The following is a 25,561-nucleotide window of genomic DNA, read 5'->3' on the forward strand; positions in this document are numbered from 1 at the left end:
GGGGGAAGTTGGAACAGGATCACGTCACCGTCGTCGGCGCCGGCACCATGGGAGCAGGTATCGCCCAGGTTTTCGCGCAGGTCGGCTACCGGGTCGACCTGGTGGACCTGGATGACGAGATCCTCGCCGGTTCCCGGGACCGGATCGAGAGAAGCGTGAAGAAGCTCGCCTCCCGCGGGGCGATCGATCCCTCCCGCATGGACGGCATCCTGGAGAGGATTCACACGGTTCGGGGCCTGCCGAACATTCTCCCCTCTTTTCTCGTCGTCGAAGCGGTGACGGAAAGTTTTGACGTCAAGAGCGACGTCTTCCGCCGGCTCGACCTCGCCGCGCCCCGCGAGGCGATTCTCACCACCAACACGTCGTCCCTCTCGGTGACCGGCCTCGCCTCCCTCACCGGCCGGCCGGAGCGGGTGATGGGGACGCATTTCATGAACCCGCCGCCGCTGATCGATCTCGTGGAGCTGGTGCGGGGAGACATGACCGGCGACGATATCTACGCCCGGATGGACGTGCTCGTCCGGCGGCTCGGCAAGCAACCGGTGGAGGTACAGGATTTTCCCGGCCTCGTCTCCAACCGGATTCTGATGCCGATGATCAACGAGGCGATCTACGCGGTCATGGAGGGCGTGGCGAGCGCCGAGGCGATCGACATGGTCATGCGCGCTGGCCTGAACCATCTCATGGGCCCGCTCCACCTCGCCGATTTCATCGGCCTGGACGTGACGCTTCAGGTGTTGGAGAACCTGTACGACGGTTTCTCCGACCCCAAGTACCGTCCCTGTCCGCTGCTCCGGAGGATGGTGGAGGCGGGCTACCTGGGCCGCAAGAGCGGGCGGGGATTCTTCGAGTATGAAGACTGAGCGCGGGGGCCCGCGCCGCCGAAAGGCCGCGGGCGGGGAGAGGAAAACGGTGATCCGCGTACGCGGCGCTTCGGAGCACAACCTCAAGTCGATCGACGTCGACCTTCCCCGGGACCGCCTGGTGGTGATCACCGGCCTCTCCGGGAGCGGCAAGTCGTCGCTCGCGTTCGACACGATCTACGCCGAAGGGCAGCGGCGGTACGTGGAGTCCCTTTCCGCCTACGCCCGTCAGTTCCTCGGCCAGATGGACAAGCCGGAGGTGGAGTCCATCGAGGGGCTCTCACCGGCCATCGCCATCGAGCAGAGGAGCGCCTCCCGGAACCCGCGTTCCACCGTGGGCACGGTGACCGAGATCTATGACCACCTGCGTCTTCTTTTCGCGCGGGTCGGCGTCCCCCATTGCCCCGACTGCGGGGTGCCGATCGAGAATCAAACGGTGCAACAGATGGTGGACCGGATCGAGCGATTCCCCGCCGGCGAGCGGCTGCGGATCCTGGCGCCGGTGGTGCGCGGCAAGAAAGGGGAGCACCGGGAGATCTTCCGGCGCCTCCGCGGCGAGGGCTTCGCCCGGGTGATGGTGGACGGCGCGGAGAGAGAGCTGGAGGAGGAGATCCGCCTCGTGAAGACGAAGAAACACGACATCTCCGTCGTGGTGGATCGGATCCGCGTGAAGCCGGAGGTGCTCGGCCGCCTCGCCGACAGCCTAGCCACGGCGCTCGCCGCCGGTGAAGGTCTGGTGGAGGTGCTCCGCGAGAACGGCCGGACGGAGGTCTTCTCCGAGAAACTCGCCTGCGCGCGCTGCGGCTTCTCTTTCTCCGAGATCAGCCCGCGTCTCTTCTCCTTTAACTCCCCCTACGGCGCCTGTCCCGCCTGCGGCGGCCTCGGCACGCATCGGGAGATCGACCAAGCGCTGGTGGTCCCCGATCCGGACGTCTCCGTCGCCGAGGGAGGGGTCGTCCCCTGGGGACCGACGCGCGGGAAATGGAACCAGGCGATCCTGGAAGCCCTCGCCCGCTCCCTCGGTTTCTCGCTGGACGCGCCCTTCCGCCGGCTGCCGAAGCCGGCGCGGGAGACGCTTCTGCGCGGGCGCGGCGAGGAGCGCGTCACCGTCGACTGGAGCAGGCCGAGCGGAACCGGACGGCTGAAGGTCCCCTTCGAGGGAGTGATCCCCTGGCTCGAACGGCGTTACCGGGAGACCGGATCGGAGCATGTCCGGCGCTGGATCGAGGGGTTCATGACCGCCGGTTCCTGCCGCGTGTGCGGCGGAGCCCGGCTTCGGCCCGAGGCGCTCGCCATCCGGATCCACGGCCGCCGCATCGACGAGCTGACCGCTCTTTCGATCCGCGATCTCGGCGACGCGATCGACGGCGTCCCCTGGACCGAGCGGGAGGGGACCATCGCCCGGCAGGTGCTCAAGGAGATACGAGAACGGCTCCGCTTCTTGAACGACGTGGGACTCTCCTATCTCACCCTCGCCCGGAGCTCGGGAACGCTCAGCGGCGGCGAGGCGCAGAGAATCCGTCTCGCCACCCAGATCGGATCGGGGCTGACCGGAGTCCTTTATGTGTTGGACGAGCCCTCCATCGGTCTGCACGCGCGGGACAACAAGAGGCTCCTCGAAACGCTTTTCCGGCTCCGCGACCTGGGGAACACGGTGCTCGTGGTGGAGCACGACCGGGAGACGATCGAGGCGGCGGACTGGGTGGTCGATCTCGGCCCCGGCGCCGGCATCCACGGCGGCGAGGTGATCGCGGAAGGGACGCCGGCGGAGGTGGCCGCGAATGAGCGCTCCCTCACCGGCGCCTATCTGCGCGGCGACCGCGCCGTTCCGATTCCCGCCCGCCGCCGGCCCGGCAACGGCGGGACCGTCGAGATCGTCGGCGCCCGCGAGAACAACCTGAAGAAAATCCGGGTTCGTTTTCCCCTCGGCAAGCTGATCTGCGTCACCGGCGTCTCCGGTTCGGGGAAGAGCACCCTCGTCACCGAGATCCTATACAAGGGGCTCGCGCGGAAGCTCTACGGCGCCCGCGCCGTCCCCGGCGCCCACACACGGATCAACGGGCTCCGGCACATCGACAAGGTGGTCGAGATCGATCAATCGCCGATCGGGAGGACCCCGCGTTCCAACCCGGCCACCTACACGGGCGCCTTCACGCCGATCCGCGAGGTCTTCTCGCTCCTCCCGGAGTCGCGGATGCGCGGCTACGCGCCGGGGCGCTTCAGCTTCAACGTGAGGGGGGGGCGGTGCGAGGCGTGCCGGGGGGACGGCACGATCAAGATCGAGATGCACTTCCTGCCGGACGTGTACGTCAAGTGCGACGTCTGCAAGGGGAAGCGCTACAACAGAGAAACCTTGGAGATTCGCTACAAGGGGTATACCATTGCGGACGTGCTCGACCTGACGGTGGACGAAGCGGCGGAGTTGATGGAGAATATTCCCGCGGTCCGCCGCAAACTGGAACTCCTCTCCCAGGTGGGACTCGGCTACATCCATCTCGGACAGCCGGCGCCCACCCTCTCCGGCGGAGAGGCGCAGCGCATCAAGCTCTCGACCGAGCTTTCCAAGCGCGCCACCGGACGAACGGTGTACATCCTCGACGAGCCCACCACGGGTCTCCACTTCGAGGACGTGCGCCTGCTTCTGGACGTGCTGGGGCGTTTGGCGGACGCGGGAAACACGGTGATCGTGATCGAGCACAATCTGGACGTCGTCAAAACCGCCGACGAGGTGATCGACCTCGGCCCGGAAGGGGGAGACGACGGCGGCCGCATCATCGCCCGCGGCACCCCCGAGGAGGTGGCCCGGGTGGAGGGATCTTTCACGGGCCGGGAACTCCGGTCCCTGTTCGAACGGGAAGGGAGGCGCAAGGCCGGTGTCGCTTGATTCCGAACAGCAGATGTATCGTACCGCCCTTTACGATAGGCACGCGGCGGCGGGGGCGAAGATGGTCCCCTTCGCCGGTTGGGAAATGCCGATCCAGTACGCCTCCATCCTGGAGGAGCACACGGCGGTGCGCGAGAAGGCGGGCCTCTTCGACGTGAGCCACATGGGAGAGGTCATCCTCTCCGGCCCGGACCGGGAGCGCGTCGCCGACCGGATCACGACGGCGCGGATCGAGGGGACCGAGAAGGGGGAGGTACAGTACGCACTGCTCATGAACGAGCAGGGGGGCATCGTGGACGATATCCTCGTCTACAACCTCCCCGAGGCGGTGCTCCTTGTGGTGAACGGCGCCAACTGGAAGAAGGACCTGGATTGGATCCGCCGGCAGGCGGGCAACGACGCCGAGGTGCGGGACGACAGCCTCGCCACCAGCCAGGTCGCCCTGCAGGGGCCGCGGTCGACGGAGATCCTCGGGAAGGTGGCGGACCGTTCCCTTTTCCGGCTTCCCTACTACCGCGCGGCGCGCGGGAAGGTGGCGGGGGTGGACGCGCTCGTGTCGCGCACCGGTTACACCGGCGAGCGGGGCTACGAGGTGTACGTCAAATGGGACGACGGCCCGGCGGTGTGGGACGCCCTCCTGGAGGCCGGGCGGGACGCCGGCATCCGGCCGATCGGCCTCGGCGCCCGGGATTCGCTTCGAATGGAAATGCGATACTGTTTATACGGAAACGATATTTCCGACACCACCAGTCCCCTCGACGCCGGGCTCCGCTGGGTGGTCCGCGCGAAAGAGGGGGATTGGATCGGCCGGCGGGCTTGGGAGGCGGCGCTCGCCGCCGGGCCGAAGCGGAAGCTGCTCGCCTTCCGCCTCGGGCCGCGGGACCTCCCGCGCCACGGCTACCCCATCCTGCGGGAGGGGAAAACGGTGGGGACCGTCACCAGCGGCGGTTTCTCCCCCACACTGAAAACCGGCATCGCCCTCGGCTACGTGGACGCCGCGGCGGCCAAGGCGAAGGACGGCTTCACCATCGAAATACGGAACCGGGAGGCGGAAGCGATCCCGGTCAAGGGTTCGTTCGTTCCGTCGTCGGTGAAGGACGACGAGGAGGAGGGGCAGTGAACATTCCAGAAGATCTCCGCTATTCCCATGAGCACGAGTGGGTCCGCGTCGAGGGGGATACCGCGACTGTGGGGATCACCGATTACGCTCAGAACGAGCTGGGGGACATCGTCTTCGTCGAGTTTCCCGACGTGGGCGACGACGTGGAGACCGGCGGACCCGCCGGGACCATCGAGGCGGTGAAGACGGTGGCGGACCTGTTCGCTCCGGTGAGCGGCCGCATCGTCGCCGTCAACGAAGATCTGGCGGACAACCCGGACCGGGTCAACAAGGACCCGTACGGCGAGGGCTGGATGATCCGGATCAGCCTCTCCAAACCGGTCGAGCTGGAGGACCTCCTGAACGCGGAGGACTACGGCAAGCTGCTCGAGGAATAAAGAAGAAAGGGGGCGCGTGCGGCCTGCGCGCGGAGCCGTCATGAGCTATCTACCGCACACCGATCGGGACCGGAGGGAGATGCTCGCGGCGATCGGAGCCGAGAGTTTCGAGGATCTCCTCGCCGAGATCCCGGAGTCGATCCGTTTCCGGGGCGACCTGCACCTCCCGCCCCCCCTCTCCCAGCAGGAGGTGGAGGAGGAGTTCGACCGTCTCGCCGCGGAGAACCGGCGGGCGGCGGAGAAGGACGCCTTTCTCGGCGGGGGCGTGTACGATCACTACGTCCCGTCCATCGTGGGCGCCACCCTCGCCCGCCCCGAGTTCTATTCCGCCTACACGCCCTATCAGGCGGAGGTGAGCCAGGGGACTCTCCAGACCGTGTTCGAGTTCCAGAGCCTTCTCTCCCGCCTCACCGGGATGCCCCTCGCCAACGCCTCCCTCTACGACGGCGCCACGGCGCTGGTGGAAGGGGTCTGGATGGCTCGGGCGGAGGGGAAGGGGCGGACGGAGATCGTTCTCCCGCGGTCGCTCAGCCCGCGGTACCGGGCGGTGCTCCGGACCCACCTGGCCGCCGCCGCGGCGGACATTCGAGAGATCGACTTCGGTGAAGACGGTTTCGTGGACGCCGCCGCCCTGGACGGCGCACTCTCCGATAAGACGGCGGTGGTGGTCGTCCAGAGTCCCAACTACTTCGGGCTGATCGAGGAGACGGACCGGATCGCCGAGAGGGCGCATCGGGCGGGCGCCCTTTTCCTGCAGGTTTTCGATCCCATCAGTCTCGCTCTGATCCGCACCCCCGGCGAAGCGGGCGCGGATATCGCCGTCGGCGAAGGGCAGTCCCTCGGCGGCGCCATCGGCTTCGGCGGGCCGCTGCTCGGCCTCTTTACCGCGCAGGAACGCTTTTTACGTAAAATGCCCGGCCGTCTCGTCGGGATGACCGAGGACCTGGACGGAGAACGCGCCTTCACGCTCACCCTCCAGACCCGGGAACAGCACATCCGGCGCGAGAAGGCGACCTCCAACATCTGCACCAATCAAGGATTGATGGCGCTCGGCGCGATGGTCTATCTGGCCGCACTCGGCCAGAAGGGGCTTCGCCGGGCGGCGCTCCTCTCCCAGGAACGCGCCCTCGAACTCCGGAAGGAACTCGCCGCGGCGGGCGCCTCCTTCCCCTTCGACGGTCCCTTCTTCCGCGAATTCCCCGTCGTCTTTCCCGACCGCGCGGTTCGCCTCGGATTGCTCCCCTATCTTTTCCGCGAGGGGATCGTCCCCGGCCTGCCGCTCCAGGGGCACTACCCCGCCCTCGGCGACGCCTACCTGACGGCGGTGACCGAGCGCCGGAGCCGCGAATCGATACGCCGCTTCGGGGAAACGGTGGCCCGCTTCCTGCGCGGCATCCGGGAGGAGGAGGACGGCCATGCGTAAGGGAACCATCTTCGAGATCGGCCACGAGGGCTGCTGCTCCGAACACCTCCCGGCCTTGGCGATGCCGGAGGAGGAGATCCTGGCGAGCATTCCCGCGGACCGGCGCCGCGCTTCGGAGCCGGACATCCCCGAGGTGCCGGAGCTGGAGCTCGCCCGTCACCTGAACCGTCTGGCGATCATGAATCACCACGTGGAGAAGGACGTCTATCCTCTCGGCTCGTGCACCATGAAGTACAACCCGAAGCTGCACGAAAAGCTGTCGGTCCTCCCCCTCTTCGCGCGGCTTCATCCTCTCCTCCCGTCGTCGATCACGCAGGGGGCGCTCCGCATGCTCGCCGGGCTCGAAGAGGCGCTCATGGCGATCACCGGCATGGACGCCTTCACGCTCCAACCGGCCGCGGGGGCGCACGGCGAGTTCACCGGCCTCCATGTCGTCGGGGCCTACTTCGAGAAGAAAGGGGAGGAGCGCCGCAAGGTGATCCTGCCCGACTCGGCGCACGGCACCAACCCGGCGTCGGTGGCGCGTCTCGGTTTCCGGCCGGTGGAGGTGAAGAGCGACGAGCGGGGCGAAACCGACCTGGAGCGCCTGGCGCAGTTGGTGGACGGGTCCACCGCCGCGCTCATGCTCACCCTGCCGAACACGCTCGGGCTCTTCGAGAGCCGGCTCCCACGGATCGTGGAGATCGTCCACGGCGCGGGCGCGCAGATCTATATGGACGGCGCCAACCTGAACGCGCTGATGGGGGTGGTGCGTCCGGGCGACGCGGGCGTCGACGTGATGCACACCAACCTGCACAAGACCTTCTCCACTCCCCACGGCGGCGGCGGCCCCGGCGCCGGACCGGTCGGCGTGAAGGAGCACCTCCGCCCCTTCCTCCCGGTCCCGCGGATCCGCAGGGAAGGGGACCATTTCGTCTGGAGCCACGACTATCCGGACACGATCGGCCCCGTGCACTCCTACCACGGCAACTTCGGCGTGCTCCTCCGGGCGTACGCCTACATCCGCCACCTCGGCGCGAAGGGGCTGCGGGAGGCCACCCTCCACGCGATCCTGAACGCCAACTATCTGAGGCGAAAGGTCGAACACGCCTACCCGGTCCCCTACGACCGCGTCGGTATGCACGAGTTCGTCGCCTCCGCTTCCGTGTTCCGCGACAAGGGCGTGCACGCCATGGACGTGGGGAAGCGACTGCTCGATTTCGGCTTCTACGCGCCGACCATCTCCTTCCCGCTCATTGTGAAGGAGGCGCTCATGATCGAGCCGACCGAGACGGAGAGCCGGGACGCGCTCGACCGATTCGCCGAGGCGCTTCTGGAGATCGCCCGGGAGATCGAGGAGGATCCGGAGCGGGTCCGCACGGCCCCGCACACCGCGCCGATCCGGCGGGTGAACGAGAGTCTCGCCTCCCGCCGACCCCGGCTCCGCTGGGAGGACCCGGACGATGGAGGGGCCGCTGCTCGCGATTGAGGACCTGCGGACCTGTTTCTTTTTACGTGAAGGAACGGTGCGCGCCGTGGACCGTCTCTCCCTGACCGTGCGCCGGGGGGAGGCGGTCGGGCTTGTCGGCGAGTCGGGGTGCGGCAAGAGCGTCGCCGCCCTCTCCGTCCTCCGCCTCGTGCCGCCGCCGGGGAAAATCACCGGCGGCGCGATCCGTTTCGACGGGCAAGATCTCCTCGCGCTCCCGGAACGGGAGATGCGGCGGGTGCGCGGCCGGCGGATCTCCATGGTCTTCCAGGAGCCGATGACCTCCCTGAACCCGGTCCTCACCTGCGGCTACCAGGTGGAGGAGACCCTTCGGAGACACGAGGGACTCTCCGGGCGGGAGGCCGCTCGCCGCGCCGTGGAGATTCTCGGCCTGGTCGGGATCACCGACCCGGAGAGGCGCGCCCGCGACTATCCCCACCGGCTCTCCGGCGGGATGCGCCAGAGGGTGCTCCTCGCCGTCGCCCTCGCCTGCGGCCCCGCACTCCTCATCGCCGACGAGCCGACAACGGCGTTGGACGTGACGATCCAGGCGCAGATCCTCGACCTCCTCGACGGCCTCCGGGAGAAACTGGGACTCGCCGTGCTTCTGATCACCCACGACCTCGCCGTGGTCGCCGAGCTGGCGGATCGAACGGCGGTGATGTACGCCGGGGAGATCGTCGAGGAGGCGCCGACGGCGGACCTCTTCCGCCGGCCCCTCCATCCCTACACGCAGGCACTTCTCGGCTCCATCCCCCGGTTGGACGACGAACCGCGCCCCCTCCGCCCGGTGGAGGGGAACGTCCCCGATCCTCTCCGCCCGCCGGAGGGATGCCGCTTCCACCCGCGCTGCCCCATCGCCGAACCGCGCTGCCGTCTCGAACACCCGGATCTGGAGGGCCGGCCCGCCCGATGCCTCCTCGTCGGCGAAGGGGAGGAGAGGCGATGAACGGGAACGGCGCGCTGCTCAGGGTGGAGAGCCTGGTCAAATGCTATCCGGTCCGGCGCGGGCTTTTCGCGCGCGCCCGGGAGAAACTGCGCGCCGTCGACGAAGTCTCTTTTTACATAAACGAACGGGAGACCTACGCCCTGGTCGGGGAGAGCGGTTCCGGGAAGAGCACGCTCGGCCGCGTTCTCCTCCGTTTGGAGGAACCGACGTCTGGGCGCGTTTTCTTGCGGGACGAGGAGGTGACCGCGGCCGACGCCGGGCGGCTCCGGGCGCTCCGCCGGGAGATGCAGATCGTCTTCCAGGATCCCTTCGGATCGTTGAATCCGAGGATCCCCGTCGGCGCGGCGCTCGCCGAGGCGCTCCGTGTCCACCGGATCGCCCCCCCGCGGGAGATCGACGGGGAGGTGGACCGCCTCCTCGACACGGTCGGCATAGCCGCGGCGCACGCGGACCGTTTCCCCCACGAGTTCAGCGGGGGGCAGAGGCAGAGGATCTGCATCGCGCGGGCGCTCGCCCTCCGGCCGAGCTTTCTCGTGGCGGACGAGCCGGTCAGCGCCCTCGACGTCTCCATTCAGGCGCAGATCGTCAATCTGCTCCTTCGCCTGCGGGAGGATCTCGGCCTCTCCTATCTTCTCGTTTCCCATAACCTGGCGCTCGTCCGGCACGCGGCGGACCGCGTCGGCGTTCTCTACCTCGGCCGGCTCGTGGAGGAGGGAGCCGTCGAGGCGATCTTCCGGGAGCCGCTCCATCCCTACACGCGCGCGCTCCTCGCGGCGGTCCCCCGGGCGGCGCCGGGGCGCCCCGCCCGCCGGATCCTTCTCGGCGGCGAAATCCCCTCGGCGATCCACCCTCCCGCCGGCTGCCCCTTCCATCCGCGCTGCCCCGAGGCGATGCCGGTCTGCCGGACGACACCCCCCGCGTGGACCGTTCCGGAGCGGGGAAGGGGGGCTTCCTGCCACCTGCTCCGGGCGGGCGATGGAAACGGCTAGCCTCAAGATTTGTCGCGGGTTAGGGCTTGACACCCGGAAAGCCCTTGTGTAGATTCGCCGTAGTCTTTAGGATGCCAGCTTTCGGGCCACTCTATGGCGTACCGAGGAGGAGTGATAATCATGGCGGGAAGGAGCCGGAGGAGCGCGTTGCGTTCCCTCGTTCTGGTCCTCTTGCTGGCCGCTGCCCTTTATCCCCCCACCGATACTTTCGGGCAGGACCCAGCAACCGGCACCTTGGTCGGTAGCGTTCGGAGCGCGGAAACGGGGAAACCGGTCCCCTGGGCGGACGTGGTGATCGTGGGGACGGGGAAGGGCGGAATCGTCCAGCAGAACGGTAGTTTCACCATCCAGGGCGTACCGCCCGGAACGTACACCGTTGAAGTGAAAATGCAGGGCTTCGGCATCGCGACCTTCGAAGGGGTCGCGGTCGTGGGCGGGCAGATCACCACGATCCACGCCGAACTCCAGGAGTCGGCGACGCGGATGGAGGCCATTCAGGTCACCACCGACGCGGGGGAGATCGACACCAAATCCTCCGTCACCGAATACAAGGTCGACAAAGACGAGTTCAAGATTCGATCCATCGATAATGTGACCGACGCCCTCGCCAAACAGCCGGGCGTGACCGTCGACGGCCAGGGGAACCTGCACGTGCGGGGCGGCCGTTCCTCCGAGGTCCAGTACCTGGTGGACGGCATGCCGGTGACCGACCCCTTCGTCGGCGCGAACACGCTGGAGGTCTCTTTCGCGTCGCTCACCAACATCCAGCTCCTCTCGGGCGGTTTTGACGCCGAGTACGGGAACGCCCAGTCCGGCATCGTCAACATCCAGACCCAGGAGGGCGGGCGGAAGTTCTCGGGCCTCGTCAAGTACATGACCGACGACTACGGCGCGCCGGACAAGACCTACTACAACATGGACAACATCGTGTTCGCCCTCGGCGGACCGCTGATGTCCAAGGATCTGCGGTTCCACGTCTCCGGCGAGGGGAGCTGGAGCGACACGTACCTGCCGCCGGACAAGGAATACACCAAGCGCGAGGTTCTCGGCATCAAGCTGCAGGACCGGATGTTCAACGAGTATCGGGCGCAGGGGAACCTGTACTACTACTTCACGCCCGAAAAGAAACTGGGCGGGGAAGCCCTCTTCTCCAAGGTGCTGAGCGACGACTACTATCACGTCTTCAGCCGCGTCGGCTGGTGGTCCGAAGAGAACAACGAGTGGTGGTACGAACCGCTCGACACCACCTTCGTCTACTTCTCCGGTCCGGAGCACATGCCCCGCGAGATCAGCGAGAACCTGCAGCTGAAGGGCTCCTGGACGCACACGCTCTCGCCGGAGACGTATTACACCGTGAAGGCGAGCCGGTTCTCCACCAAGTATCTGCAGCGCGTGGGGAACAAGAGAACGACGGATTACATCCCCTTCTACGGGAACGACACCCAGATCGACCCGCTGAACCGCTACTTCGCGGTGGAGGGGGACTATCCCCAATACACCGATTACCAGACCATCCGCTACACGATGAAGACGGACCTGACGAGCCAGCTCACCGAGCGGCACCAGTCCAAGTTCGGTCTCCAGCTCGACTACTACAACATGCGGATGTTCAGCGCCTCCTTCCCGGATTCGCTCAATCCGGAGGGGCCCTGGCCGGACAAGTACCACGTCTACTCCTGGGGAGGCGCCGCCTACGCTCAGGACCGCCTCGAGTACGAGGGGATGGTGCTGAACGCCGGTCTCCGGCTCGACTTCTACGACCCCGGCCTCCAGTCGGTGCGGCTCGGGAACGAGTGGAACGCCTCCACCTTCCAGGAGACGGAGGACCACTCGCTCCTCTCCCGGATGAAGACCCAGCTCAGCCCGCGGATCGGGATGGCTTATCCGATCTCGGACCGGGACGTGCTTCACTTCCACTACGGCCGGTTCTACCAGCTGCCCCTCTTCGAGCGCATGTACAAGGGGCTCGGGCAGGCGATCGAGCAGGACGGCGGGCTCTACGGGAACATCTTCCTGCAGCCGGAGCAGACCATCAGCTACGAGTTCGGCGTGGACCACCAGCTGACGGACGTCCTCAACCTGGACATGACCATCTTCTTCAAGGACATCTTCGGCCTGATCGACACCGACGAGATCACCAACGGCAGCCTGGCGAGCTTCGGCAATCAGGCGCCGGTCGGCTACGTCAACCAGGCCTACGGCACCGTCAAGGGGCTCGAGTTCAAGCTGAACCGCCGGCTGAAGAACAAGTTCGGCGGGAGCATCGTCTACACCCTCTCCCGGGCGAAGGGGACCCAGTCCGAGGAGAACAGCCAGGTCCTCGTCGGAACCGGCGTGCTCGACCGCAAGCCCCTCTCCGAATCCCCGCTCAACTGGGACCACACCCACACGCTGGTGCTCAACCTGCTGCTCACCGATCCCGGCGTTTGGCAGATCTCGATGGACTACACCTTCGAGAGCGGGTCGCCCTACACCCCCCGCCGCTACCAGCAGCGGAGCGCGCGCGCCGATGAGCTGAACAGCCTGCGGCTCCCCGACGAAGCCCGCCTGGACATTCGGGCGAACAAGCTGTACAGCATTTACGGGCAGGAGTTCCGGCTTTTCGTGGACGGTTCGAACCTGCTGAACAAGGAAAACATCCGTACCCTGAATCCGGGCGACTGGCCCTCCAACGAAGGGCTGCATACGGTGTACTACACCGAGACGGGCCAGCTCGGCGGCGCGTATAACCTGAATGAAGTGAACTCGTCCGCCGGAAACCAGTTCATCCCGTTGAACGATCCCCGCGTGCTCGACCCCATGCGCCGAGTGAAGGTGGGGATCATGTTCGACTGGTAGGAACGACGAGCGAGACGCGTACCGAAGGAGAGACGAGCCATGGGGCTTAGGCAGAGGGAATGCGTTATCCTCCCGGGAAGGGGAGGCCCGTCCGGAAGGTCGGGCAAGGGGGCGATTCTTTTCGTCGTCCTACTCGGTCTCCTCATGACGGCCGGAACGGTCGGGGCGAGAATGACACCCGAGCAACAGGAGGCGACCCGCTCCGGTCCCGACGGATCGCTGGTTCCCAACTTCGGGGCGACCTGGCACAACGTCGGCAAGCTAATCCTTCACGTCTCTAACTTCGGCGTCTTCGGCACGCGTGGACAGTTCTCCTACAGCACCGCCCCGTCCGCCGAATGGCCTCCGGGGAGTTCGCACGATTACCTCTGGGCCGCCGGGCTCTGGGTGGGCGGCACCGGAATCGAGTACGAGCAGCTCTTGGGCACGCCGGACACGCTCGTCTCGACGGGAATCTATTTCTGGGAGTACCGCCCGGACACCTTCGATCCGGTGGAGACGATCTATCAGACCTGGGAGGGCCGGCCCGGCGGCGCCCGCGGCGAGGACGACGACGGCGACGGCGACATCGACGAGGACCCGCTGGACGGGCGCAACAACGATCCCTGGAACGACACGCGGATCGACGAAGACCACTACGCCATCAGCCAGCAGATGTACCGCTGCGTGTATTACGACACCTCCCAGATCCGGAACCAGTTCTACGCGGATCCCAACTTCTTCCACTGGCCGCTTCACCTCAAGGTCACGCAGGAGAGCTACCAGTGGGTGGGAAAGAACTGGGACGACTTCGTGGGAATCGAGTTTCGGATCGAGAACATCGGCAACATCCCGATCACCGACGCCTACGTGGGTTTCATGGTCGACTCCGATGTGGGGAACGGGCGGATCACCGACGATATCTACCTGGACGATCTCTCCAACTTCATCCACCGGGACACGACGCTCGTGGTCCCCGGACGCCCGGACGAGGATCTCTCCATCGACGTGGCGTATATGCGAGACGCGCCTGGAGGCGACGACGGCGACGAGGCGGACGGCCTCTTCGGCGTGATGTTCCTCGGCCACACCATCGATTCCAGCGGAGTGACCGCGCCGGAGCGCGTGGAGATTCACGCCTATAAGAGCTGGTCCGGCGGCGACGAGGACCCGGATCAAGACAGGGACCGCTACCGTTATCTCCGCGGGAGCAACCGGTGCGGCAACCGTTGGTGCCAGGACATCGACCCCGCCGAGGAGCGCGCCGACGACTATCGAATGCTCCTCTCCGCCGGGCCCTTCATCGAAATCATGCCCGGCGACGAGCTCGTCTTCCAGTCCGCCTTCGTGATGCTCGATCCGAGGGGGCGCGACCGGGACAATCCGACCGAGGTCGGTTTCTACATGATGGAGAACGCCATCGCCGCCCAGCGGATCTTCAACCGGGGATGGACCGCCGCGTCCGCGCCTCCGCCGCCGAACCAACGCCTCATCCCCGGCGATCACCGGGTCACCGTGGAATGGGATGATTTCTCCGAACTGACGCCGGATCCGCTCAGCGGCAAATTCGACTTCCAGGGCTACCAGGTCTGGAAGGCCGAAGGTTGGCGGCGCGAATCCGCCGAGCCGCAGGACGACCAGTGGTTCCTTCTGATGGATATCGACCGGAGCGATCTCTCCAACTACGACACCGGCGGACAGGGGGTCGGCAAGTACCGTTTCGTGGACACGGACGTGAAGAACGGCTTCGCCTACTGGTACGCGATCACGGCCTACGACAAGGGAGACCCGGAGGAGGGGATCGAGGCCGAATACGGAAAGTTCTCCCAGGCCAAAAACCTGGTCTTCCCCCGCTTCAACCCGACCCGGTCCCTGGACGACGCGGTGGACGTCTACGAAGTGGACGGGAGCGGCGAGGTTACGAAACGGAGAACGCGCACCGACGTGAACGATGTGCATGTGGTTCCGAACCCGTACAAGGAACGCGCCGCGTGGGACGAGGAGACTTCGAACCTGAACGCCACGGGACGGAAGATCTACTTCGTGAATCTCCCCGAGCGCGCCACCATCACCATCTACACGATGGCCGGGGACCTTGTACAGACCGTCTATCACGATTACAATGACAATCCCGAAGAGGACTTCACCTACTGGAATCTGGTTTCCCGGAACAACCAGGAGGTGGTGAGCGGGGTGTACATCTACCACATCGATTCCGATGTGGGCGAGAAAGTCGGGCGGTTCGTGATCATCCGCTAGACGATCGGGAAGGAAGCGTTCCGTTGCATACGATTGGTCAACATATAAGGGAAGGAAGGGAGGAGCGAACCTTGATGCGGAAAGCCCTCGCAGGTCTGCTGCTCGGCCTGCTACTTCTGCATGCTCCGGCTGAAGGAAGCGAGATTTTCGAGAAGGTCGGAACAGTGGGCGCCCAGTTTCTCAAGCTCGGCGTCGGTGGGCGGGGTGTCGCCATGGGTGAGGCCTTCGTCGCCGTCGCCGACGATGCTTCCGCGCTGTACTGGAATCCCGCCGGGATCGCCATGCTCGAGGGAAAGAGCCACGTCTTCCTCTCCCACTCCACCTGGCCCGCCGACATAGGCCACGAGTTCGCCGGCTATGTGTTCACCTACGGCGGTATTCCGGGGGTGTTGGGCGTCAGCCTGAACGTGCTCCAGATGGACCCGATGATCCGGACCACCGAATTCCATCCGGATGGGATCAACAGGGCCGGATCGGACGAACTCGAGCAATTCGACGCCGGCGATATGGCGATCGGCGTGAGTTACGCTCAGTTCCTGACGGACAAGTTTTCCTTCGGCGGCACGGCCAAGTGGATCCACCAGGGGTTGGAGGACGAGTTCGCCGAAGGGATGAACTTCGACTTCGGCACCCTGTACAACACCGGCTGGCGCACCGTCACCATCGGTATGACGATCCAGAACTTCGGGCAGGAGATGACCTTCATCGATCAGGAGTTCGCGGCGCCCACGACCTTCAAGGTAGGCGTGGGAATGCACGCGTACAAGAGCGAGAGACATGATGTGTTGGCCTCCGCGGAGTTCAACCACCCCAGCGACAACGCCGAGCGGGCCAACATGGGCGCCGAGTACGTCTACGCGCCCATGGAGCGCATTCAGCTGGCGCTGCGGGGCGGGTACATGTTCAACAGGGACACCCAGAGCTACGCCTTCGGTTTCGGCGTTCATTTCCCGACCAGCGCGAACGCCATGGCGAACGTGAATTATTCCTTTTCGGACCTGGACGTGCTGGGCAGCGCGCATCAGGTGAGCGTGGTTCTGTCCTACTGATCCGACGGCGGCCCGGTCCGGACCGTTTCCCGAAAGGGGGGACGCCTCCCGGGCGCGAACGAGACCGACCCGGGCCGCCTCTTCTCTCTCGCCCCGGATGGCCGGTCCGGCGGCGACCAACCGTTCCACGCGGACACGGACGGAGAAGAGGAACGGGATCTCCGGCATGGGAAGGAGAGGGTGACCGAAACCACGGACCGCGAGGAGCGGCAACCGACAAAACGGTTGACAACGGGGGGTGTCGGTCGTAGAGTGTAACTCTTGAAATTGCTAGCGGTTGGCAACTGTAGGCGGAACCGGTCCGCCGGACCGCGAGACCGCCTTCCGTATCTGTTCACTTACCGTCCAACCGGATCGACCGGTATCGGAGGAAATCGTTGATGACGCTTGTGGGCAACAACAAGTGGATCGCTGTGTTGGGATGCGTGCTCCTGGCGGGGATGCTCACCTTCGTTTCCGCGATCGCCCAAGACACACCGACCCCGAATGCGACCGCCGAGAACCCGGCGGAGATGGCGGATGAAGCCATCGGCGGCATGACCGACTCGATGGGCCTTTCGGACAGCCTGGGTGAGATGGGCGACACGGTCGCCGCGGGCGCCGGTTTCACGGACATCGAGGAGGAAGGCGGCATTCTGGACAAGATGGCCCAGAGTGGCTTCGTGGAGCTGTTCCACAAGGGCGGCCGGTTCATGTGGGCCCTGCTCTTCCTGACCGTGCTCGGACTCGCCGTGATTCTGGAGCGCTTCTACACGCTCGCCAAGTCCCGCACCAACGTACGCAAGCTGACGGCGGAGATCGCCGAGGCGCTGCGCCACGAGGGGATCGAAGGGGCGAAGCGGGTTTGCGAGAGAACCCGCGGTCCGATCGCCGCGATCCTCCACGCGGGCCTCTCCAAGGCGAACCGCGGCCCGGAGGAGATCGAGAAGGCGATCCAGAGCGCCGGCACGATCGAGATGTCTTTCCTGGAGCGCGGCCTCGTGGTGATCTCGTCGGTCGCCACCATCGGCCCGTTGCTCGGATTCCTCGGCACCGCGTCCGGTATGATCAACGCGTTCGAGACCATCGCCGCCGCAGAGCAGGTGAACGCCAAGCTGGTGGCGAGCGGTATCTCCGAGGCGCTGATCACCACCGCCGCGGGCCTCTCCATCGCCATCCCGGCGCAGGCGGCTTATAACTTCTTCGTCGCCCAGGTGGATCGGTTCATCATCGAGATGGAGCAGGCTTCCACGGAGATGATCGATACGCTGATCTCCCTGGAAGAAGGCAAGGCATGAAATTCCGGAAGCTGAGGACATCGACGGAGATCCCGAGCGCGTCCATGTCGGATATCGCGTTCCTGCTCTTGATCTTCTTCCTCGTGACGACGATCTTCAACACGGAGAAGGGGATCCAGTTGATGCTCCCGAACGCCAACACGTCGGCGGTGAGGATCAACAAGCAGAACATCCTCGAGATCAAGGCGGATGCCGCCGGCCGTGTGACGTTGGACGATCAGCCGATCGCGATCAAGCAGATCCGGGACGTGGTGCGCCAGCGGCAGTTCGATAACGACAAGCTGATTTGCGTGATCGAAACGCACCCGCGCGCGTACTACGGGATCATGGTGGACATCCTCGACGAGCTGAAGATCGCCGAAGCGAGGAAGATCACCCTGAGGACCGCGAAAACCTCGGGGTAGGAACGGGGAATCCATGCCGGGACGTTTTAAAAAGAAAGCGAAGATGGATGCGCAGGTGCCGACCTCTTCGATGGCGGACCTCGCCTTTCTTCTCCTGGTATTCTTCATGGTGACGACCATTTTCCGTCTGGAGGACGGTCTGCCGATCGAGTTGCCGAAAGCGGCGGCCGCCCAGCAGATCCCCCGGGAGAAATTGGTTCACATCTGGGTCAACCAGAGACGCCAGGTTTCGATCAACGATAATCTGGTCCCGGTCGCGGGGATCCAGACGATCATCCTGAGCAAGCTCCAGCAGAATCCGGCCCTGATCGTGGCGTTCAACGCGGACAAGCGCGCGCCCTACGATCTGATGTCCGACATCATGGAGGAGCTGAAACAGGTGAACGCCACCAAGGTCTCCTTCACCGCCGACTACGAGCGGTTACGATAGGAGTACCCCATGGCCGAACAACAACAAGTCATGAGCGCGAATCTCCAGTTCAAGCTCGGTTTCCACAAGTATTTCGACGTGGCGATGATCGGGTCGGTGTTGATTCATCTGCTCGGTTTTCTGATCGCCCCGAACTACGAACCGGAGCCCTACGAGCTTGCGGAGGAAGAGATCGTCGTCATCGAGGCGCCGGAGGAGGTCACCGTGCCTCTCCCGCCGGTGGCGGTGGCCCGGCCCTCCATTCCGATTTCCGCCGAGTTCGCCGACGTGGAGATCTCGGAGGAGGCGGATCCGGAGGAGACGATTCTCGATACCGACGTGGACATCAACAGCCCCACCGCGGCCCGATTGAATTACGTCGATCCCAGTTCCTTGGGAGACGAAGGGGCGTTCCTCTCCTACAGCGACCCGCCGATGGAGAAGAGGATCTACAAACCGGACTACCCCGAACTCGCCCGGCAGGCCGGGATCGAGGGGACGGTGGTGTCCAAGGTGTATATCGACGAGACGGGCAAGGTGATCAAGGTGGAGGTGGTCCAATCGCCGTCGGAGATTTTCATCGAACCGGTGATGCAGGCTCTCTATAAGAGCACCTTCTATCCGGCCAAGCAGAGGGATATTCCGGTAAAGAGCCGGATCATCGTCCCCTTTGATTTTTACATCAATCCCGCGGGACGGTAGCCGCGACGGCGCCCCGCCCGGTCGTCGGGCGGGGCGCTTTTTTTTGCCCCGGCGGAGAGTCTTCTCTTCGAAGGGGGCGGAAAGGAGTGCCGGGCCATGTCGTTCGGGAAGGATCTGATCGCCCTTTTCCTCACGCCCGTCCGCCTCTACGAGTCGGTTCGGGAGCATCCCCGCTGCCGCTGGGCGGTAATCCTCATTCTCGTCGTTCTCTTTCTCGCCACCTTTCTCACCCTGGATATTCTGATTCAGGAGGGGATGAGGCGGGGCGCCGAGCAGGCGGCGGAGAGGGGGATGGACGCGGCCCGGATGGCCGAGATGGCCGACCATCCCGCTGCGAAGATCTCCATTCTTCTCGCGACCCCCGTCGGACTGATCGTCTTTCTCCTCGGTTTCTCCGCCGCGGCGTGGCTCTTTCTCGCCCTCACCGGCGGGGCGCCGGAGCCGAAGCCCTTCGCCGCGCTCTTCCGCGCCGCCGCATGGGCCAAGCTGGTGGAGATCCCCCGCATGATCCTCTGGACCCCGCTCACCCTCGCCAAGGGGACGCCGATGGTCTTCTTCGGCCCCGCGGCGCTTCTGAGGGGCGCGCCGGAGGGGAAGCTCTTCACCGCCCTCGCGGCGCTGGACCTCTTTTCCATCTGGTATCTGGTTCTCTTCACGGTCGGCGCGCGGACCCTCCTCCGGATCTCGACCGGAAGGGCCGCGGTCGTGGTGATCCTCCCTTGGGCGCTCTGGCAGGGGGTTCGTGTTTTTCTGGCCTGAGAGGGGCCCGGAAATGATCGAACCGGGACGGACGCTCGTCTATCTCTCGGGAGCGGCGGCCGAATTCCGTGCTGGACTTTAGGAAACCGCTCTTTTTAACCTGTCGTAGTACGAGGCAGGTGGATCAGCCGATGTCCCGGGGGGGCGACGAACGCCCCCTCGTCACGGGAAGGAGTTTTTGCATGACCGTGAAGAGAACCTCCGTCTTCCTCGTAGCCGTCCTTCTGCTTCTCCCGATGGCGGCGCCGGCGCGGGCCGCCGCGACGGGAACCGAAGATCTTCTCCGCCGGATCCGGGAGGAAAAGCCGATCCGGATCGAAGAGTGCGTCCGCGTCGCGCTGGAGACGAATCCCGGTCTCCGCTCGGGCCGCGAGTCGGTGCGTTCCACGGAGAGGGCCGTGTGGGAGTCCTATTCCACCTTTCTCCCGAACCTCTCTTTCGGCCTGAGCGGATCGAGAACCAAGCAGGCGAGCTATACCCTCTATCGTCCCGGCATCGACGAAGACAAGTACAACTTTTACTCATCCAGCATTCAGCTCAGTCAGACGCTTTTCAGCTGGTCCGGCATCAAGGGGATCCATCAGGCGCGCAACATGCGCGACGCGGACCGGGCGGGATTCGAGGCGGACCGCCAGAGTCTGGTCTACCAGGTGCGGACGGGATGTCACAACCTGCTCAAGATGGAGGATCTTCTCGACGTGGCGCTGGAAAACCTCCAGGTCGGCCAGGAGCAGCTGAAACTGGCGGAGAAGATGAAGGAGGTCGGCGCCGGCGTGATCGCCGACGTGCTCAAGGCGAGCGCCCAGGTGGAATCGAACCGGCTGGACGTCATCACGGCGGAGAAGAACCTCGCCGTCGCCCGCGCCGCGTTGCTCGGCTACATGGGACTGGACGTGACGTTGCCGATCCACGTGGAGCGGGTCGACGAGGTGAACCCGGAAATCCCCGACTTCGGGACCAGCCTAAAGCGCGCGATGGAGAATCGACCCGATCTCCGCGAGATGGAGGAGAATCTCCAGGCGTCCAAGGACGGCGTCGGCGCCGCTTGGGGGAGCCACCTCCCCTCTCTGAACGGCAGCTTCCGATACGGCTGGAACAACGACGAACTGAGCGCCGATCTGTTCGATGAGGAGAGAAACAACTGGACCGCCAGCATCTCCCTCTCCGTCCCCCTCTTCGACGTGGGGACCTATTCCCGGATCGGACAGAGGAAGGCGGGCGTGGAATCGGCCCGTTGGGGCTTGGAGGCGACCCGGCAGAATGTGGCGTTGGAGATCCAGAACGCGATCCTCGTGATCGAGGAGAGCGCCAAGAAGATGGAAGTGGCGGAGCGGAACGTGGCCGCCGCCGACGAGGACCTCCGGGTCTCGGAGGGGAAGTACAAACACGGGCTGGTGGCGATCCTCGACCTGATCCAGGCGAAGGCGTCGCTCGCCGAGGCGAAGGCGGGGCGGGTCGAGGCCCGCTACAACTACCTCTCCGCACGCGCGGAGCTGATGAGGGCGATCGGCGAGGGGGAATAGATTGGCGTCGAAGGGAGACACGCTCATCGAGGCGCGGGACCTCGTGAAAACCTACCGGCTCGGTTCGCTTACGGTGCCCGCGCTCCGGGGCGTTTCGTTCCACATCCTGAGGAACGATTACATCGCCATCATGGGCCCCTCGGGATCGGGGAAATCGACCCTGATGAACCTCCTCGGCTGTCTCGATACGCCCACGTCGGGGGAGTACCATCTGGACGGCACGCTCGTTTCCATCCTTTCGGACGATGAGCTGGCGGCGATCCGTAACCGCCGGATCGGTTTCGTCTTCCAGACCTTCAATCTGCTGCCGCGGGCGACGGGATTCCAGAACGTGGAGCTGCCGCTGATCTACGCCGGCATCTCCAAGGAGGAGCGGCGCCGGCGGGTGTCGGAAGCGATCGACGCGGTGGGCCTGACGGACCGGGCGCACCACAGGCCGAGCGAGCTTTCGGGCGGACAGCGCCAGAGGGTCGCCATCGCCCGGGCGCTGGTCAACAACCCGTCCATCATCCTCGCCGACGAGCCGACGGGGAACCTGGACACCGCTACCGGCGATGAAATCATGAGTGTGTTCGAGTCGATACGGGCCGCCGGCAACACGGTGATTCTGGTGACGCACGAAGAGGAGATCGCGGCGAAAGCGGACCGGATCATCCGCCTCAGGGACGGCCGGATCGAGGAGGACCGAGTCCGGGAAGGCGTCTCCTGACCGGGACGCGGCGACGGCATTCCCCGGCGGGGGAGGGGGACCGCCCTCCTCGGGAGGAGGAGGGGCGTTTGGACCACCCGAGGGCTCTGGAGCTGGCGGAAAGGGAGATCGGACGGGCCCGGGGCTCCCTGGACCTCCGTTTCGATCTCTGGGAGGTCCGGGCGGCGGCACGGGGCGACGGAATCGCCCTGGAGGGGCGTACCACCTCCTCGAAAGCGCTCGACCTTCTCCGGGAGGCGCTCGGAGCCTCGGCGGTCCCCGCCCGGGACGGGATCCGGCTTCTCCCCCGAGAGGGGACCGCGGCTTGGGTCGTTTCCGCCCCCGTGGCCGGCCTTCACGATCGCCCCGATTTTCACTCCCCCCTCGTCACCCAGGCGATCCTCGGCGAGCGACTGACCCTCCTGGACGACGACGGCGCGGATTGGCTCCCCGTTCGTGTCGAAGACGGCTACGTCGGTTTCGCCCACCGGGGCACTCTTGCCGAGGCGAGGCAGGATCGGAGAACCGATCGGGAGCCTTCCCCCCTGATCCGGATCGAAACCAGGCGCGCCCTCATTCACGCCGTCCCCTCCGAAACGTCCCTTCCCGTCCGCGAGGCGGTGTTCGGGTCGATCCTCCTCTCCCGCGCGCGCCGGGGTGGATGGACCGGGGTGGAGCTGCCGGACGGGGCGGTCGGCTGGGTGCGGAACGAGGAGTGCGCCCCCACGGACGGATCGAAGGGGAAGCCGGCGCCGCGCCGGATCGTGGAAACCGCGCGGATTTTCCTCGGAGTTCCCTATCTGTGGGGAGGGACATCCACATTCGGGATCGACTGCTCGGGGCTCGTCCAGAGGGTGTTCGGCGCCTGGGGGATCCGACTCCCTCGGGACGCGGACCTGCAGTGCCGGGTGGCGGCCCCTCTGCGGGAAGGAGCCCGGCGCCGGGAAGGGGACCTGCTCTTCTTCGGCGGCGACCGGGTCACCCACGTCGCCGTCAGCCTCGGGGGAGCCCAGCTCATCCACGCCTCCGGCTGGGTGCGCGTGCAATCTCTGCGCCCCGACTCGCCCTCCTACCGCAAGGATCTCCGGGAGAGCTACCGGGGCGCGGGGCGGATCCCCGGTCTGGACGCGTGACGCGGGAGGGCCCGTGCCGGTTTAACCGAACGGGAAGGGGCGTTATACTGGACCGGAAGGAGGCGGGCGCGGCCGTCGGCGAAGCGGCCGGCGCCGGAAACGAGGAACGACGAACGATGGTGCCGCGATGCCGCTTTTGATCCTACGCTTGTTTCTGCTGGCGATCGTCCTTCGGCTTTTACTGGGGATTTACCGGTATTTCCGCCGGTCCAGGCCTCCGGCGCCTCCGCAATTCCGCGACCAGTACGATCGGAAGGAGCCGGAGATCGAGGACGCGGACTACGAGGAGATCGATCGGAAACCGGGGAATTCCGGTTGACGGACCGCGGCGGGGCCGCCTATAGTATGGTGACTCGTGAGGGAGATTGTACAACGATGAAGATTCGACTGCGACGCGCCGGATTCATGTTGCTCGACTTGGCGGTGGTTCTCGCCATTCTCTTGTTGATCTTCTTGATTCAGATCTCGATCGTGCATCGGAATCGGGTCTTCAAGGAGCAGAAACAGGCGCGGCAACAGATGAAGTGGATCGCCCAGGCCGAGGAGCTGTACTACCACGACAACGGCCGTTACACGGACCGTTTGGACAAGCTCTCTTTCTATGTGCGGGACAAAAACACCTTCGTCTGCCCCACCACGCGGGAGTTGTACCGCCTCTGGATGGATGACGTGGGTCGTTACACGCTCGAGAGCCCCGGCGGCCACGGCTCGATTCTGTCCGGCGATCCGGACTGGAGCGAGTAACGTCGCCTCGGTGCGTCCGCCCTTATTCCTTCCAGTGCTTTTGTTCCACTTCGCGGAGGATGCTGTCGATCTGTTCCTTGACGCGCACCTCCGCGCTCGGCTCGAAGAGCACCTTCTGGATCCTTCCGTGGGAATCCTTCTTGGCGTAGCGGATCGACTGGAGCACCTCGATCGGCGCGAGGATGTCCCGGGAGACGCGGACCTCGATCGGGTCTCCGTCCACGTTTTCGGCCGGGCTGTTGAAGGGGGACATGCCGAGAGCCCAGCCGTGGGCCAACATTCCGCAGAGGGCGATCCGGAGGCGGTTCCACCCCTCTTCGGTGGAGAGGTCCAGGTTCCCCTTCAGCCTCTGCATCAGCCCGTCCACGACGGGGGTGATCCTCTCGATGATCTCCGGCTCCAGGCGGAGCTTGGCGAGGTTGATGAACATCTGCTGCACGATGTCGCTGGTCGGCGTCATCCCCTGATCTCCTTAACGATGAATGGGCTGCGAGCGTGTCTCTGTACCGATCATCGGCCCGATCGCGCCCGGGGTTTACGCCTTTTCTATTGACGGAAACTCCGGACGCTGCATATTGTTAGGTTCAAATCGGTTGAACCGGAACCCCGTCAGGAGGCCCGAGAAGCTCATGAAACGAATTGCCGGAACACTCGCCGTTTTCGCTCTCGTCCTGCCGCTCCTCCGGGGAGTCGCCGTCGCCGGCGGCCCTCCGGACGGCTCGATACTGAGCAACGTCGAGTTCATGCAGCTGGCCGTTCGGGGTTCCGTTCTGGAAGCGTTCCGAAACCTCCCCTTGGACGGGACGGAACCGATCCGCCTCCACTCCGAGTCCCCATCGGAAATCGACTGGTTCGTGGAGAACGAGGTCGCCGGGGCTCTCGGGAAGCTGGGTTTCGGATTGGAACTCGACTCGTCGCCGAGGGCGACGTTTCGCAGGCATAGCCCGGGTAAACGCGCCGCTACGGGTCCCGTTGTGGGCCAGTACGACAAGGCGCCCGTCCAGACAGTGGGCGGGGGGATTCCTTACCCGGGCAAGGCGTGCCGGAAAGGATTGGAAGGAACGGTCACCGTCATGCTTCTGTTGAACGAAGTGGGAGCGGTGGCCAACGTGGTCGTGGAGGAGAGCACCGACCAGGCGTTTGAAAGCGTCGTGGTCGAGGGCGTGGAAGCGTACCGTTTCACGCCCGCCGAGAAGGACGGCGAGCCGATCAACGCGGCGCTCCGGATGCGGTTCGATTTTCCGGAAGCGGGCGATGACTGCAGCGAAGCGACCGTCGAGGGCGTGCTGCTCGATGGGAACGAGGAAGATGCCGAGGAGCCGGAGGAGGAGACCGTCGCCGGGAGTGAAGAGATCGTGGACGAAGCGGAGCCCGGATCCGGCGCGGTGCTCCACTACCGGGTTTCGGAGATGGAGCTTCGCTATCCGCAGGTCTCCCGGCGCTTGTGGTTCGGTCCGAAGAGGGTGGACCGGCTCGCCCGCACCCGAATCGACTTCCGGTTGATGGACGGGTCCACTTTGCTCTGGGCCGAATCGTCGGAGCACCTCGTCACCGATCGAGTCCCCTTCGGGGCAATCCGTTTTCTCGAAACCGACCAGTTCCCCTTCGCCAGACCCGAGATGCCCGAGAGCGGAGGCGGCCGGATCATCGAGCCGCTGGCCGTCGCCGGGGTCATCGGCGGGCTGATCGTCCTTTTCTACGCCAATCAAGCCGGTAACTGACGGGAA

The 25,561-nt window shown here is 65.4% G+C and carries 23 protein-coding genes; 22 read left to right on the forward strand and 1 reads right to left on the reverse strand.

What is annotated here, in order from left to right:
• Positions 1-8 precede the first annotated feature (8 nt).
• The 21 genes from JW958_08725 (at position 9) to JW958_08825 (ending at position 23,834) form a co-directional block, all read left to right on the forward strand.
• The gene (locus JW958_08725) at positions 9-863 is read left to right on the forward strand and encodes an NAD-binding protein (GenBank protein ID MBN1826336.1); all 855 of its coding nucleotides are present in this window, start codon (positions 9-11) and stop codon (positions 861-863) included.
• The gene (gene uvrA / locus JW958_08730; protein MBN1826337.1) at positions 853-3,747 is read left to right on the forward strand and encodes an excinuclease ABC subunit UvrA; all 2,895 of its coding nucleotides are present in this window, start codon (positions 853-855) and stop codon (positions 3,745-3,747) included. The genes JW958_08725 and uvrA overlap by 11 nt, the downstream gene beginning before the upstream one ends.
• The gene (gcvT, locus tag JW958_08735) at positions 3,737-4,867 is read left to right on the forward strand and encodes a glycine cleavage system aminomethyltransferase GcvT (protein ID MBN1826338.1); all 1,131 of its coding nucleotides are present in this window, start codon (positions 3,737-3,739) and stop codon (positions 4,865-4,867) included. The genes uvrA and gcvT overlap by 11 nt, the downstream gene beginning before the upstream one ends.
• On the forward strand, positions 4,864-5,244 hold the full coding sequence (gcvH, locus tag JW958_08740; GenBank protein MBN1826339.1) for a glycine cleavage system protein GcvH: 381 nt from the start codon (positions 4,864-4,866) through the stop codon (positions 5,242-5,244). The genes gcvT and gcvH overlap by 4 nt, the downstream gene beginning before the upstream one ends.
• Positions 5,245-5,284: 40 nt before the next feature.
• A complete protein-coding gene (gcvPA, locus tag JW958_08745) occupies positions 5,285-6,667 on the forward strand; it encodes an aminomethyl-transferring glycine dehydrogenase subunit GcvPA (protein MBN1826340.1) in 1,383 nt (460 codons plus the stop codon).
• Entirely contained in the window at positions 6,660-8,135 is a 1,476-nt protein-coding gene (gene gcvPB / locus JW958_08750) for an aminomethyl-transferring glycine dehydrogenase subunit GcvPB (protein ID MBN1826341.1), read from the forward strand. Before gcvPA ends, gcvPB begins: the two co-directional genes overlap by 8 nt.
• Positions 8,110-9,081, forward strand: a complete 972-nt coding sequence (locus JW958_08755) for an ABC transporter ATP-binding protein (protein ID MBN1826342.1) — start codon at positions 8,110-8,112, stop codon at positions 9,079-9,081. The genes gcvPB and JW958_08755 overlap by 26 nt, the downstream gene beginning before the upstream one ends.
• Positions 9,078-10,070, forward strand: coding sequence for an ATP-binding cassette domain-containing protein (locus JW958_08760; protein MBN1826343.1), 993 nt, complete (start codon positions 9,078-9,080; stop codon positions 10,068-10,070). Before JW958_08755 ends, JW958_08760 begins: the two co-directional genes overlap by 4 nt.
• A gap of 147 nt (positions 10,071-10,217) precedes the next feature.
• Positions 10,218-12,908, forward strand: a complete 2,691-nt coding sequence (locus JW958_08765) for a TonB-dependent receptor (protein MBN1826344.1) — start codon at positions 10,218-10,220, stop codon at positions 12,906-12,908.
• 171 nt (positions 12,909-13,079) lie between these two features.
• Positions 13,080-15,146: a T9SS type A sorting domain-containing protein gene (locus JW958_08770; GenBank protein MBN1826345.1), complete on the forward strand. Its 2,067-nt coding sequence runs from the start codon at positions 13,080-13,082 to the stop codon at positions 15,144-15,146.
• 71 nt (positions 15,147-15,217) lie between these two features.
• Complete coding sequence (locus JW958_08775) at positions 15,218-16,195, forward strand: PorV/PorQ family protein (GenBank protein MBN1826346.1); 978 nt, start codon at positions 15,218-15,220, stop codon at positions 16,193-16,195.
• 644 nt (positions 16,196-16,839) lie between these two features.
• The gene (locus JW958_08780) at positions 16,840-17,472 is read left to right on the forward strand and encodes a MotA/TolQ/ExbB proton channel family protein (protein MBN1826347.1); all 633 of its coding nucleotides are present in this window, start codon (positions 16,840-16,842) and stop codon (positions 17,470-17,472) included.
• A complete protein-coding gene (locus JW958_08785; GenBank protein ID MBN1826348.1) occupies positions 17,469-17,876 on the forward strand; it encodes a biopolymer transporter ExbD in 408 nt (135 codons plus the stop codon). Before JW958_08780 ends, JW958_08785 begins: the two co-directional genes overlap by 4 nt.
• A gap of 13 nt (positions 17,877-17,889) precedes the next feature.
• Entirely contained in the window at positions 17,890-18,306 is a 417-nt protein-coding gene (locus tag JW958_08790) for a biopolymer transporter ExbD (GenBank protein MBN1826349.1), read from the forward strand.
• Between the two features lie 9 nt (positions 18,307-18,315).
• Positions 18,316-18,987, forward strand: coding sequence for an energy transducer TonB (locus JW958_08795; GenBank protein ID MBN1826350.1), 672 nt, complete (start codon positions 18,316-18,318; stop codon positions 18,985-18,987).
• 96 nt (positions 18,988-19,083) lie between these two features.
• Positions 19,084-19,746, forward strand: a complete 663-nt coding sequence (locus JW958_08800) for a YIP1 family protein (GenBank protein MBN1826351.1) — start codon at positions 19,084-19,086, stop codon at positions 19,744-19,746.
• Positions 19,747-19,928: 182 nt separating this feature from the next.
• Positions 19,929-21,269 (forward strand): TolC family protein, encoded by a 1,341-nt coding sequence (locus tag JW958_08805; protein ID MBN1826352.1) that lies wholly within the window; start codon positions 19,929-19,931, stop codon positions 21,267-21,269.
• A gap of 1 nt (position 21,270) precedes the next feature.
• On the forward strand, positions 21,271-21,978 hold the full coding sequence (locus JW958_08810; protein ID MBN1826353.1) for an ABC transporter ATP-binding protein: 708 nt from the start codon (positions 21,271-21,273) through the stop codon (positions 21,976-21,978).
• A gap of 68 nt (positions 21,979-22,046) precedes the next feature.
• Positions 22,047-23,090 carry a C40 family peptidase gene (locus JW958_08815; protein ID MBN1826354.1) on the forward strand — a complete coding sequence of 348 codons (1,044 nt, stop codon included), beginning with the start codon at positions 22,047-22,049 and terminating at the stop codon, positions 23,088-23,090.
• A gap of 127 nt (positions 23,091-23,217) precedes the next feature.
• A complete protein-coding gene (locus JW958_08820) occupies positions 23,218-23,409 on the forward strand; it encodes a hypothetical protein (protein MBN1826355.1) in 192 nt (63 codons plus the stop codon).
• Between the two features lie 56 nt (positions 23,410-23,465).
• Positions 23,466-23,834: a hypothetical protein gene (locus tag JW958_08825; protein MBN1826356.1), complete on the forward strand. Its 369-nt coding sequence runs from the start codon at positions 23,466-23,468 to the stop codon at positions 23,832-23,834.
• A 22-nt stretch (positions 23,835-23,856) separates the two neighbouring features.
• On the opposite strand, the gene JW958_08830 is transcribed toward JW958_08825, so the two are convergent.
• Positions 23,857-24,294 (reverse strand): hypothetical protein, encoded by a 438-nt coding sequence (locus JW958_08830; protein ID MBN1826357.1) that lies wholly within the window; start codon positions 24,292-24,294, stop codon positions 23,857-23,859.
• 169 nt (positions 24,295-24,463) lie between these two features.
• Here JW958_08830 and JW958_08835 point away from each other — a divergent pair, with 169 nt between their 5' ends.
• On the forward strand, positions 24,464-25,555 hold the full coding sequence (locus JW958_08835; protein MBN1826358.1) for a TonB family protein: 1,092 nt from the start codon (positions 24,464-24,466) through the stop codon (positions 25,553-25,555).
• The last annotated feature ends 6 nt before the right edge of the window (positions 25,556-25,561 follow it).

Source organism: Candidatus Eisenbacteria bacterium, from assembly GCA_016930695.1.
Lineage (GTDB): Bacteria > Orphanbacterota > Orphanbacteria > Orphanbacterales > Orphanbacteraceae > JAFGGD01.

What these genes read in the sequence shown, in the direction of transcription:
- uvrA (MBN1826337.1), top strand. Translation starts at nt 853, where the DNA reads ATGAAGACTGAGCGCGGGGGCCCGCGCCGCCGAAAGGCCGCGGGCGGG.
- gcvPA (MBN1826340.1), top strand. Translation starts at nt 5,285, where the DNA reads ATGAGCTATCTACCGCACACCGATCGGGACCGGAGGGAGATGCTCGCG.
- gcvPB (MBN1826341.1), top strand. Translation starts at nt 6,660, where the DNA reads ATGCGTAAGGGAACCATCTTCGAGATCGGCCACGAGGGCTGCTGCTCC.
- JW958_08755 (MBN1826342.1), top strand. Translation starts at nt 8,110, where the DNA reads ATGGAGGGGCCGCTGCTCGCGATTGAGGACCTGCGGACCTGTTTCTTT.
- JW958_08760 (MBN1826343.1), top strand. Translation starts at nt 9,078, where the DNA reads ATGAACGGGAACGGCGCGCTGCTCAGGGTGGAGAGCCTGGTCAAATGC.
- JW958_08770 (MBN1826345.1), top strand. Translation starts at nt 13,080, where the DNA reads ATGACACCCGAGCAACAGGAGGCGACCCGCTCCGGTCCCGACGGATCG.
- JW958_08780 (MBN1826347.1), top strand. Translation starts at nt 16,840, where the DNA reads ATGGCCCAGAGTGGCTTCGTGGAGCTGTTCCACAAGGGCGGCCGGTTC.
- JW958_08785 (MBN1826348.1), top strand. Translation starts at nt 17,469, where the DNA reads ATGAAATTCCGGAAGCTGAGGACATCGACGGAGATCCCGAGCGCGTCC.
- JW958_08790 (MBN1826349.1), top strand. Translation starts at nt 17,890, where the DNA reads ATGCCGGGACGTTTTAAAAAGAAAGCGAAGATGGATGCGCAGGTGCCG.
- JW958_08795 (MBN1826350.1), top strand. Translation starts at nt 18,316, where the DNA reads ATGGCCGAACAACAACAAGTCATGAGCGCGAATCTCCAGTTCAAGCTC.
- JW958_08800 (MBN1826351.1), top strand. Translation starts at nt 19,084, where the DNA reads ATGTCGTTCGGGAAGGATCTGATCGCCCTTTTCCTCACGCCCGTCCGC.
- JW958_08805 (MBN1826352.1), top strand. Translation starts at nt 19,929, where the DNA reads ATGACCGTGAAGAGAACCTCCGTCTTCCTCGTAGCCGTCCTTCTGCTT.
- JW958_08820 (MBN1826355.1), top strand. Translation starts at nt 23,218, where the DNA reads ATGCCGCTTTTGATCCTACGCTTGTTTCTGCTGGCGATCGTCCTTCGG.
- JW958_08825 (MBN1826356.1), top strand. Translation starts at nt 23,466, where the DNA reads ATGAAGATTCGACTGCGACGCGCCGGATTCATGTTGCTCGACTTGGCG.
- JW958_08830 (MBN1826357.1), bottom strand. Translation starts at nt 24,294, where the DNA reads ATGACGCCGACCAGCGACATCGTGCAGCAGATGTTCATCAACCTCGCC.
- JW958_08835 (MBN1826358.1), top strand. Translation starts at nt 24,464, where the DNA reads ATGAAACGAATTGCCGGAACACTCGCCGTTTTCGCTCTCGTCCTGCCG.